This window comes from Streptomyces sp. NPDC059037 (assembly GCF_042740015.1).
GTDB lineage: Bacteria > Actinomycetota > Actinomycetes > Streptomycetales > Streptomycetaceae > Streptomyces.
In genome coordinates, this window is sequence record NZ_JBHYIG010000027.1 from 42099 (window position 1) to 52937 (window position 10839).

8 protein-coding genes and 1 riboswitch are annotated in these 10839 nt (G+C 68.5%); of the genes, 5 read left to right on the plus strand and 3 right to left on the minus strand.

Translation table 11 applies throughout. The features are described from left to right. Positions 1-6: 6 nt before the first annotated feature. Entirely contained in the window at positions 7-1545 is a 1539-nt protein-coding gene (locus ACFWY6_RS08850) for a cytochrome ubiquinol oxidase subunit I (RefSeq protein ID WP_384687521.1), read from the minus strand. A 253-nt stretch (positions 1546-1798) separates the two neighbouring features. Between ACFWY6_RS08850 and ACFWY6_RS08855 the strand changes: the two genes are divergently transcribed. Continuing rightward, complete coding sequence (locus tag ACFWY6_RS08855) at positions 1799-2212, plus strand: cyclophilin-like fold protein (protein ID WP_384687522.1); 414 nt, start codon at positions 1799-1801, stop codon at positions 2210-2212. A 37-nt stretch (positions 2213-2249) separates the two neighbouring features. Here ACFWY6_RS08855 and hisC read toward each other — a convergent pair whose 3' ends face one another. Continuing rightward, on the minus strand, positions 2250-3329 hold the full coding sequence (hisC, locus tag ACFWY6_RS08860; protein ID WP_360777138.1) for a histidinol-phosphate transaminase: 1080 nt from the start codon (positions 3327-3329) through the stop codon (positions 2250-2252). A gap of 384 nt (positions 3330-3713) precedes the next feature. Here hisC and ACFWY6_RS08865 point away from each other — a divergent pair, with 384 nt between their 5' ends. The 3 genes from ACFWY6_RS08865 (at position 3714) to ACFWY6_RS08875 (ending at position 7245) form a co-directional block, all read left to right on the plus strand. Beyond that, positions 3714-4835, plus strand: a complete 1122-nt coding sequence (locus ACFWY6_RS08865; protein WP_190082941.1) for a LacI family DNA-binding transcriptional regulator — start codon at positions 3714-3716, stop codon at positions 4833-4835. A gap of 263 nt (positions 4836-5098) precedes the next feature. Beyond that, on the plus strand, positions 5099-6184 hold the full coding sequence (locus ACFWY6_RS08870) for a metallophosphoesterase (RefSeq protein ID WP_384687523.1): 1086 nt from the start codon (positions 5099-5101) through the stop codon (positions 6182-6184). A 182-nt stretch (positions 6185-6366) separates the two neighbouring features. Continuing rightward, the gene (locus ACFWY6_RS08875) at positions 6367-7245 is read left to right on the plus strand and encodes a hypothetical protein (RefSeq protein ID WP_384687524.1); all 879 of its coding nucleotides are present in this window, start codon (positions 6367-6369) and stop codon (positions 7243-7245) included. Between the two features lie 105 nt (positions 7246-7350). Here the strand turns inward: ACFWY6_RS08875 and thiC are convergent, their stop codons facing one another. Further along, positions 7351-9138, minus strand: a complete 1788-nt coding sequence (thiC, locus tag ACFWY6_RS08880; protein WP_361818922.1) for a phosphomethylpyrimidine synthase ThiC — start codon at positions 9136-9138, stop codon at positions 7351-7353. After that, a riboswitch (TPP riboswitch) is annotated at positions 9131-9286 on the minus strand. Its footprint overlaps the gene before it by 8 nt. 71 nt (positions 9287-9357) lie before the next feature. Between thiC and ACFWY6_RS08885 the strand changes: the two genes are divergently transcribed. Beyond that, positions 9358-10839: YibE/F family protein (locus ACFWY6_RS08885; protein WP_384687525.1), on the plus strand; the 1482-nt coding region annotated here is incomplete at its 3' end.

Consider the following 10839-nt stretch of genomic DNA (forward strand, 5'->3'; position numbering starts at 1 on the left):
GCTCCTTCAGTACGAGAAGGCCATGGGCCGGTCGGCGTCGTCATCTGCGTCGGAGTCCTTGCCCGACCCCGGGCCGCCGATCTTGGTCGGCGGGTTGAGATCGGCCTCGGTCAGCTCGGGCGGCCCCTGCTTGACGTACTTGAGCAGCAGCTTCACCTCGATCACGGCGAGGATCGCGTAGACCGCGGTGAACACGATCAGCGAGGTGAGCACCTCACCCTGCGAGACTCCCGGCGAGACCGCGTCCCTGGTGCGCAGCACTCCGTAGACCACCCAGGGCTGACGCCCCGTCTCGGTGAAGATCCAGCCCCAGGCGGTGCCGATGAGCGGGAAGATCAGCGTCCACTGGGAGAGCAGCCACCACCACTTGCCGAGCTTCGGCGCAAGCTGCTTGTTCTTGGTGAGCATCAGCTTGGGGATGTCGTCCTCGCCGGTGCGGTGCTCCGGAGCGAGCCAGAACTTCTTGCGCGTGAGCCAGAGGCCGGCGGTGCACAGGGCCATCGAGACGCCGCCGAAGCCGATCATCCAGCGGTAGGACCAGTACGTGGTGGGGATGTTGGGCCGGTAGTCGCCGGGCCCGAACTTCTCCTGCGACTCCTTGTTGATGTCGTTGATGCCCGGGATCTCGGCGCTGAAGTTGTTCTTGGCGAGGAAGGACAGTATCCCGGGGATCTCGATGGCGACCGTGTTGTGGCCCTTGGCGACATCGCCGTACGCGAAGAGCGAGAACGGCGCCGGCTTCTCCGTCTCCCACAGGGCCTCGGCGGCCGACATCTTCATCGGCTGCTGCTCGTACATGACCTTGCCGAGGGTGTCGGCGCTGATGACGGTGAGCAGCGTGCCGACGAACGCGGTGACCAGGCCGAGTCGCATCGACATCCGCATGGTGCGGATGTGCTGCTTCTTACGGAGGTGGAAGATCGCGATGCCGGTCATGAAGGCGCCACCGACCAGGATGGCGGCCGAGATGACGTGGAAGAAGTTGACGAGCGTCGTCTCCTGGAAGAGCACCGCCGCGAAGTCGGTGAGCTCCGCGCGCTTGGTGCCGTCCCGCTCCACGATCTTGTATCCGACCGGGTGCTGCATAAAGGCGTTCGCGGCGATGATGAAGTACGCCGACAGGACGGTCCCGACGGAGACGATCCAGATCGTGGCGCAGTGCAGTTTCTTGGGGAGCTTGTCCCAGCCGAAGATCCACAGGCCGATGAAGGTCGACTCGAAGAAGAAGGCGATGAGGGCTTCGAAGGCCAGCGGGGCCCCGAAGATGTCACCGACGAAGCGCGAGTAGTCGGACCAGTTCATGCCGAACTGGAACTCCTGGACGATGCCGGTGACGACACCCATCGCGATGTTGATGAGGAACAGCTTCCCCCAGAACTTGGTGGCCCTGAGGTAGTGCTCCTTGCCCGTGCGCACCCACGCGGTCTCGAGGATCGCCGTGAGGGCGGCCAGCGAGATCGTGAGCGGTACGAACAGGAAGTGGTAGACGGTGGTGATGCCGAACTGCCAGCGCGCCAGTGTTTCCGGCGCCAGAGCCAGGTCCACGCGACTTCTCCTTACGTGCCGTGGTCACATCGGCAGTTTGCCCTTTTAATCCCACTGGTTCCGGGATGAACGAGACACGCTTGTGAACGCGTTCACATTCACAAGCATTATGTCGTACCGCCTGTCGGCCCCCGTAGGGGGGGTCCCTTACCGGGCGGTACACAGGGACGTATCGACAGGAACGCGAAGAAAGCCCCGGGGGGCGTTCCCCGGGCCCTTCCCAACGACTTCAACATATTGTTGAATCCGCGCCATGCAGATACGGATCTCCTGGCCCGCGGGCCACCTGACCGCGACGATCGAGGACACCCCGACCGCCCAGGCCCTGGGCAAGGTCCTGCCGCTCACCTCCACCGCCCACACCTGGGGCGAGGAGGTCTACTTCGACACAGGCGTGAGCGTCCCGATCGAGCACGGCGCCCAGCAGGTCGTCGAGCCCGGCACGGTCGCCTTCTGGACCGACGGCGACGCTTCCCCAAGCTCTCGGCTTCGCTCGAGCAGGGGAGGCTCCATCGCCCTCCCCTACGGACCCACCCCGATCTCGCGGGGCGACGAGTGCCGCCTCGCGAGCCCGTGCAATCTCCTCGGCCGGATCGACGGCGACCCCCGACTGCTGGCCACCGTCCGCTCCGGCGATCCCGTCCGCGTCGAGCTCACCGCCGGCTGACCGCACCGGACCGCGCTGCACCAAAAGCCGCCCAGGCTCAGAGCTCCTTGCGGAACGCCTCCGCCGTCTGCAGGAAGATGTCGTTGGCCTCGGTCTCCCCGATCGTGGCCCGCATCCCCTCGCCGGCGAACGGCCGCACGACCACACCGGCCTTCTCGCAGGCGTCCGCGAAATCGGCGGTGCGCTCCCCGAGCCGCAGCCACACGAAATTCGCCTGCGTCTCGGCGACCGTCCAGCCCTGCGCCCGCAGCGTCTCGACCACCCGCGTGCGCTCGGACACCAACGAGCCGACCCGGCCCATCAGTTCGTCCTCGGCCCGCAGCGAGGCCACCGCCGCGTCCTGCGCGACCTGGCTCACCCCGAAGGGCACCGCCGTCTTGCGCAGCGCGGCCGCCACCGGCTCATGGGCGATCGCGAAACCGACGCGGAGGCCGGCCAGGCCGTACGCCTTGGAGAACGTACGCAGCACGGCGACGTTCGGACGCTCGCGGTAGAGCTCGATACCGTTCGGCACCTCGACATCACGGATGAACTCGATGTACGCCTCGTCCAGGACGACAAGGACATCGCTCGGCACCCGGTCGAGGAACCGCTCGAGCTCGGCCCGGCGCACCACCGTGCCGGTCGGGTTGTTCGGGTTGCAGACGAAGATCAGCCGCGTCCGGTCGGTGATGGCCTCGGCCATCGCGTCCAGGTCGTGCACCTCGTCCGCCGTCAGCGGTACCTTCACCGACTTCGCCCCGCTCACCTGCGTGATGATCGGGTACGCCTCGAAGGACCGCCAGGCGTAGATGACCTCGTCACCCGGTCCGCACGTGGCCTGAAGCAGCTGCTGCGCGACGCCGATGGAACCGGTGCCCGTCGCCACATGCGACACCGGCACCCCGAAACGGTCGGCGATCTCACTCATCAGGCCGGTGCACGCCATGTCCGGGTACCGGTTGAAGGAACCGGCCGCGGCGAGCGCGCTCTCCATGACACCGGGGAGCGGCGGGTACGGATTCTCGTTCGAGGACAGCTTGTACGCCACCGGACCATCGGCCGCGGCAGGCTTGCCGGGCTTGTAGGTGGGGATACCCTCCAGCTCGGCGCGCAGCCTCGGGTTCGTCTCGCTCACCGCAGTCCTCCTCTTGAACACCTGAACACCTGAACACCCTGACTTCAATACTGCTCACCTTATGAGGATTCAGCCCCGCTGCGAATGGGTTCAGGGCATCGAGGTACGAAGGCGCACGAAGAGGGGGGGCGCTCCCCGTCACGTCACGCGCCGGTGGCTCACTCCGTGGCGCGCATCACCCGTGAAGGTGAGTTGAGACCTCTTCGAAACATCGCCCATTTGGCAGGCCTGTGCACGACGACAAGGGACCGACTCCCCCGAATCCCGCCAACTCCCTTGCATTCCAAGGTCATTGACCCGTAAGCACCATGCAGAAACGTGCCTGTCAACGAGTGAATATGCGCCCGCACTACCCACCCTCATGAGCCCTACTATCGGCTCGCCATGACAGCAGCAGGGAACCACCAGGTGAGCCGAGCGGAGACCGCCCGCCGGGGCAACCGGCAGAGCCGAGCGGGCATCAGAGACGTCGCCGCCGCAGCCGGTGTCTCCATCACGACTGTCTCCGACGCTCTTAACGGCAAGGGGCGCCTCCCGGACGCCACCCGACGCCATGTCCGCGAGGTCGCCGAACGGCTGGGCTATCGCCCCTCCGCGGCGGCCCGAACGCTCCGTACCGGCAAGTCGGGCCTCATCGGCCTGACCGTGACGACATACGGGGATGAACCTTTCACCTTCACCGAATTCGCGTACTTCGCGGAGATGGCCAGAGCCGCGACCTCGGCCGCGCTGGCCCGCGGCTACGCCCTTGTCATCCTGCCCGCCACCTCCCGGCGCAGCCCGGTCGACGTCTGGTCGAACGTCGCGCTCGACGGCACCGTCGTCGTCGATCCTTCCGACCACGACCCGGTCGTCAGCGAGCTGGTGCGCCAGGGCCTACCCGTGGTCTCCGACGGCCGCCCGGCCGGCTCTCTGCCGGTCACCGCCTGGGTCGACAACGACCACGAGGCGGCGGTCCTGGAGATCCTCGACCACCTCGCGGCGGCCGGCGCCCGGCGGATCGGACTGCTCACCGGGACCACCACCGACACCTACACCCATCTGTCCACGACCGCCTATCTGCGCTGGTGCGAGCGCGTCGGACAGGACCCGGTCTACGAGTCCTATCCGGCCCACGACCCATGCGCCGGCGCCGTCGCGGCCGACCGGCTGCTCGCCCGACCCGACCGGCCCGACGCCGTCTACGGCCTGTTCGACCCGAACGGCACCGATCTCCTCGCGGCCGCCCGCCGGTACGGACTGCGCGTCCCTGACGATCTGCTGCTCGTGTGCTGCAGCGAGTCGACGGTCTACGCCACCACCGAACCGCCCATCACCACGCTCTCGCTGAAACCGCGGCGCATCGGCACGGCCGTCGTCCAGCTGCTCATCGACGCCATCGAAGGGCTCGATTCGGGCCGCCCGGTCGAGCAGGTGATACCGACGGAGCTGATCGTGCGCACCTCGTCCGAGCGACGTCCACCGCGTACGACGGTCAGCCCACCCCGTTCGCCCGGACCTGGTTGACGGTGCCGGCCGGCGGGGAGAGACACCCTGTCGGCCCGCACTGCCCGGCGCCCACCAGCACAGCCCGGTCATGACCTACGGGGAAACCCCTACCCAATTCGGGAGAAAACCTCGGTGAACTGGGGTTCAGCACTGATTCACCACCCCTGGTGCACCACACAGCGCGAGCCGCATTCCTATGATGGGCGGACGACACCGCGGGCCGCTGCGACCAGGCAGTCCGATCTCGGTGCAGATGCGGCGCAATGGTGGTGGAGGGGTCGATGACTCAGGGGGCCGGTCAGGGACCCGATGTGCGGACGGCGACGCTGCGCGACTTCCGCGTACCGGCGTACGTCCATGAGACCGGTCCGGTCGACGGAAGTGCGGGGGGCGCGGCGGGTCCTGGCGGCTCCGGGGAGGTTCCCGGGGTGCCGGACAACGGCTACACCCCCACCCAGCGCGACCTGCCCGTCATCAACCGCGGCGACACCGTGCAAGTGGAGGTGCAGGCCATGCCCGAGCCTCCACAGGCGCCGGCGTCCGACGAGCACGGCCCGCTGTACGTCGTGGGCGATGTGCACGGCTATCTGGAGGAGCTGCTCGCGGCGCTCCAGGAGCAGGGCCTCATCGACGCCGAAGGCGACTGGTCCGCGGGCAACGCGCGGCTGTGGTTCCTCGGCGACTTCACCGACCGCGGCCCCGACGGCATCGGCGTCATCGACCTCGTGATGCGCCTGTCCGCCCAGGCGGCCGCCGCCGGCGGCTACTGCAAGGCCCTGATGGGCAACCACGAGCTGCTCCTCCTCGGCGCCAAGCGGTTCGGGGACACCCCGGTCAACTCGGGCGCGGGCACCGCCACGTTCCAGGCCGCCTGGCTCCTCAACGGCGGCCAGAAGACCGACATGGAGCGCCTGGAGGACCATCACCTGCAGTGGATGGCCCGTCTGGACGCGATCGAGGCGGAGGACGGGCATCTCCTGATGCACTCCGACACCACCGCCTATCTGGATTACGGCGACTCGATCGAGGCCGTGAACGACACCGTCCGCGAGACACTCACACGCAACGACGCGGACGAGTGCTGGGACCTCTTCCGGAAGTTCACCAAGCGCTTCGCGTTCCGCGACGAGTCCGGCCCCGCGGCCGTACGCGAACTCCTCGACATGTACGGCGGCCACCGCATCGTCCATGGCCACAGCCCCATCCCGTATCTGCTGGGCGACGTCGGCTCCGAGGACGATGCGGACGGCGGTGGTCCCGTCATCGAGGGACCGCACATCTACGCAGGCGGACTGGCCATCGCCATGGACGGCGGAGTGACCATGGCCGGAAAGCTACTGGTCTGCCAACTCCCCTTGGATAGCTGAGCGTTCGCTGGGCAGGCGCTCCACTACAGGATCACGCTGGCCAGGGGGCCTATTTCTGGAAACCCCCTGTCACCGCGTGCCGTCACGGCTCTACCATCGGCTTATCCGTAGCAGGCTCCCCTCCGTTTCTGCCCGACGGCTCGTACCCATGCGAGCCACCAAGCCCTACGGAGCATCGGGGGATGCACATGAACAGCGCTCCACACCTGCTCAATGAGGACCGCCCCGAGTTCGAGCGGATCCTCGATGAGGCGCTGCGCACCGCACCGAACCGTCCGGATCTCGCCGCAGTGGGCGAGCGGCTCAATCCCGAGCAGCTGCGCACCATGGCACTGAACGCCACTGCGCTGATCACCGCCGCTGCCACGACCGAGTACACGCACTATGTGAAGGTCCGCGAGAAACTGCGCGAAAGCGGATCTGCCGCACCATCGATACGGGAACGGAGCAGCCAGAGCGAGGCGGAAGCCGGCTCGGGCGGCCTCGGTCTCGCCACCACGATGGGGGAGGTCACCGCCGAGACAGGGGCGGGGGCGGGGGCGATCGCCGTCGTCGCGGTGCTCGCACCCGTGCTCGCCGGGGCGGCCGCCGCGATCTTCCTGCTCGTGGGCTACATCCTGAAGATGCTCAACCCCGAGCCCGCCTTCGCGGACACCCTGCTCACCGCGGGATGGCTGTTCGGCGCGCTCACCGCAGGGGGCATCCTGGTCGCTGCGATCGGGCTGCTCCTGACCGCTCTGCGCAACGGCTCGACCTCGCTCCAGGCCGGCTCGCACGGCGAACGGAACGAGGAGGTGGCCCGCGCCAGGGAAGCCTGGGGCGAGGCACTCCTGGAGCGCGGCGTCCTGCCGTTCCTGCGGGAGGCGCTCGCGGATCCGGGGGCCGCACAAGTGGCCCGTACGCCGTCGGCGGACCCGAGCAGCCGCATGCCTCAACTGGGCTACCACCGGCCCGGGTTCAGCAGCCCGGACGGCGGTCCCTCAGCGGGGCCACGGCCGAGCTACTCGAGTCCGGACTTCTCAAGCCCCGACTTCGGCGGGCCCGACCACAAGCCGGAGTAGCGGGGCCGCGGGCGAGCACTGCTGTGGGTCCCCCAACGGCTGTTGGGAGACCCACAGATTCGCGCTGTCCGGAACCTCGTGGGTCACTTCAGTGACCTGCTCGGTTCAGTCCGCGATCGGCAGATAGACCCGGTTGCCCGCCGCGGCGAACTCCTTGGACTTCTGCTCCATGCCCGCCTCGATCTCGTCCTGCGCCAGGTCACCGCCGTGCTGTCGGCGGATGTCCTGCGAGATCTTCATGCTGCAGAACTTCGGCCCGCACATCGAGCAGAAGTGCGCCGTCTTCGCGGGCTCGGCCGGCAGCGTCTCGTCGTGGAACTCCCGTGCGGTGACCGGGTCGAGGGCCAGGTTGAACTGGTCCTCCCAGCGGAACTCGAAGCGCGCGTCCGAGAGCGCGTCGTCCCAGTCCTGCGCGCCCGGGTGCCCCTTGGCGAGGTCCGCCGCGTGCGCCGCGATCTTGTACGTGATGACGCCCGTCTTCACGTCGTCCCTGTTCGGCAGGCCCAGGTGCTCCTTGGGCGTGACGTAGCAGAGCATCGCCGTGCCCCACCAGCCGATCATCGCGGCGCCGATGCCGGAGGTGATGTGGTCGTAGGCGGGCGCGATGTCCGTGGTCAGCGGGCCGAGCGTGTAGAACGGCGCCTCCTCGCAGATCTCCTGCTGGAGGTCGATGTTCTCCTTGATCTTGTGCATCGGGACGTGACCGGGGCCCTCGATCATCGTCTGTACGTTGTGACGCTTGGCGATCGTGTTGAGTTCCCCGAGGGTCTTCAACTCGGCGAACTGCGCCTCGTCGTTGGCGTCCGCGATCGATCCGGGGCGCAGGCCGTCGCCGAGCGAGTACGTCACGTCGTACGCCGCGAGGATCTCGCAGAGCTCCTCGAAGTTCTCGTAGAGGAAGCTCTCCTTGTGGTGCGCCAGGCACCAGGCGGCCATGATCGAGCCGCCGCGCGAGACGATGCCGGTCTTACGGCGCGCGGTGAGCGGGACGTACGGAAGGCGCACGCCCGCGTGCACCGTCATGTAGTCCACGCCCTGCTCGGCCTGCTCGATGACCGTGTCCTTGTAGATCTCCCAGGTCAGCGCCTCGGCCTGGCCGTCGACCTTCTCCAGGGCCTGGTAGAGCGGCACGGTGCCGATGGGAACGGGGGAGTTGCGCAGGACCCACTCGCGGGTGGTGTGGATGTTGCGGCCGGTGGACAGGTCCATGACCGTGTCGGCGCCCCACTTGGTGGCCCAGGTCATCTTGTCCACCTCCTCCTCGATGGAGGAGGTGACCGCGGAGTTGCCGATGTTGGCGTTCACCTTCACCAGGAACTTCTTGCCGATGATCATCGGCTCGATCTCCGGGTGGTTGACGTTGGCCGGGATCACCGCGCGGCCCGCGGCGACCTCCGCGCGCACGACCTCGGGGTCGAGGTTCTCGCGGATCCCGATGAACTCCATCTCCGGCGTGATCTCGCCGCGACGGGCGTACGCGAGCTGCGTGACCGCCTGGCCCTGACGGCCGCGGCGCGGCTGGCGGGGACGGCCGGGGAAGACCGCGTCGAGGTTCTTCAGCCCGCCGCGGGGCGAGGTGTGCTTGATGCCGTCGTCCTCGGGACGGGGCGGGCGGCCCACATACTCCTCGGTGTCGCCGCGGGCGATGATCCAGTTCTCGCGGAGGGGTGCGAGACCCCTGCGGACGTCGGTGTCGATGGACTCGTCGGTGTACGGCCCCGAAGTGTCGTACAGGGTCACGGCCTTGCCGTTGGTGAGGTGCACCTGGCGGACCGGCACGCGCAGGTCGGGGCGTGAGCCCTCGACATACGCCTTGTGCCAGCCGATGGACTTTCCGGCCTCGTCGCTCTGGTTCTGCGTCGAGGCAGGCGTGCGTGCGTCCGATGTGGTCATGAGACCTACTCCCTACGCCGGCATTACCCGGTAACAGGTTCGGCGGTCGACGCAGCGGATCCCGTACGGCAGCGGCACCATTCGTGCCGTTTCGTACGGAGGTCAGCGCCCTCTCAGCCCGGTGCTCCGAGCTCCCGCGTTTGCAAAGGTGCCCCCACGCTAGCGTCATATCGGGCGTGCTGAACAGAGGGCCCCCTCCGTTCTTGCGATGATCGGGCAGTGACCACCACAGAGCCGCCGCCCCGCCCGCCGTCCGAGCCGCCGTCTCAGCCACCCTTCTCGACCCCGCCCGGGGACGGGCACGGGCGGGGGGACGGAGGTGGCGACGGGGGCGGCCACGGGCATGGGCACTCGCACAGCCACGGCCCGGCGGCGCCCGTCTCCAAACATCTGCGCAAGGTCATCGCCGCAGTGCTGATTCCTTTCGCCACCGCGGTCGTCGTGGGCCTCGTCGTGCTCTGGCCCGGTGGCGCGCCGGGCCATGAGCGCACCGGGGTCGGCTTCGACCGGCAAACCGAGTCGGCGACGGTGACGAAGGTGCAGGAGCTGCCCTGCAAGGACGTGAACGCCTCACAGCCGCCGCCCACCGGGGACACCTCCACCGCCGAGGGCCAGACCGCGCAGTCGCGCGCGGAGGGCATGTGCAAGAAGGCGACGGTCGAGGTGACCAGCGGAAAGGACAAGGGCCGCACCTTCACCGAGATCGTCCAGCCGGACGCGCCTCGGCAGTTGAGTGAGGGCCAGCGGGTGGTGGTCGCCTATGAGCCCAAGGCCCCGGAGGCGCTGCAGTACTCGGTCACCGATGTGGACCGCACCGTCCCCATGGCGCTGCTCGCCGGGATCTTCGCCCTCGTCGTCGTCGTGGTGGGGCGGATGCGCGGTGTCATGGCCCTGGTGGCACTGGCGTTGAGCTTCCTGGTGCTGACCTTCTTCATCCTGCCCGCGATCCTGCAGGGATCGAATCCGCTGGTGGTGGCGGTGGTCGGGGCCAGCGCGATCATGCTGATCGCGCTCTATCTGTGCCACGGGCTCACGGCCCGTACATCGGTCGCGGTCATCGGCACGCTGATCTCGCTCGTCCTCATCGCACTGCTCGGCTCGATCTTCATCGGCTGGGCCTCGCTGAGCGGCAACACGGACGACAACACGGGCTTGATCCACGGCCTTTACCCGGATATCGACATGAGCGGTCTGCTGCTCGCGGGCGTCATCATCGGCTCACTCGGTGTCCTCGACGACGTGACCGTCACGCAGACGTCCGCGGTCTGGGAACTGCACCAGGCCAACCCGACGATGGGCTGGCGCGGCCTCTACCGGGCGGGCATCCGCATCGGCCGCGACCACATCGCCTCGGTGGTCAACACCCTGGTCCTCGCGTACGCCGGCGCCGCGCTGCCGCTGCTCCTGCTCTTCTCGATCGCACAGAGCAGCGTGGGCACGGTGGCCAACAGCGAGCTGGTCGCCGAGGAGATCGTGCGCACCCTGATCGGCTCGATCGGCCTGGTCGCCTCGGTCCCGGTGACGACGGCGCTGGCCGCCCTGGTCGTCTCGGCCGACCGCACCGGAGGCACCACCGCCGCGTCGGCCGCCCCGGCTCCCGCGGCTCCCCCGGGCCCCCAACCGCGCCCCGGCGGGGGGCGGGGGCCGCCCCCCCAGCGGGTTTGCGGGGGCCGGAGCCCCCGGGGCCCGGGGGCCGCGAAC

What these genes read in the sequence shown, in the direction of transcription:
- ACFWY6_RS08855 (WP_384687522.1), top strand. Translation starts at nt 1,799, where the DNA reads ATGCAGATACGGATCTCCTGGCCCGCGGGCCACCTGACCGCGACGATC.
- ACFWY6_RS08865 (WP_190082941.1), top strand. Translation starts at nt 3,714, where the DNA reads ATGACAGCAGCAGGGAACCACCAGGTGAGCCGAGCGGAGACCGCCCGC.
- ACFWY6_RS08870 (WP_384687523.1), top strand. Translation starts at nt 5,099, where the DNA reads ATGACTCAGGGGGCCGGTCAGGGACCCGATGTGCGGACGGCGACGCTG.
- ACFWY6_RS08875 (WP_384687524.1), top strand. Translation starts at nt 6,367, where the DNA reads ATGCACATGAACAGCGCTCCACACCTGCTCAATGAGGACCGCCCCGAG.
- thiC (WP_361818922.1), bottom strand. Translation starts at nt 9,138, where the DNA reads ATGACCACATCGGACGCACGCACGCCTGCCTCGACGCAGAACCAGAGC.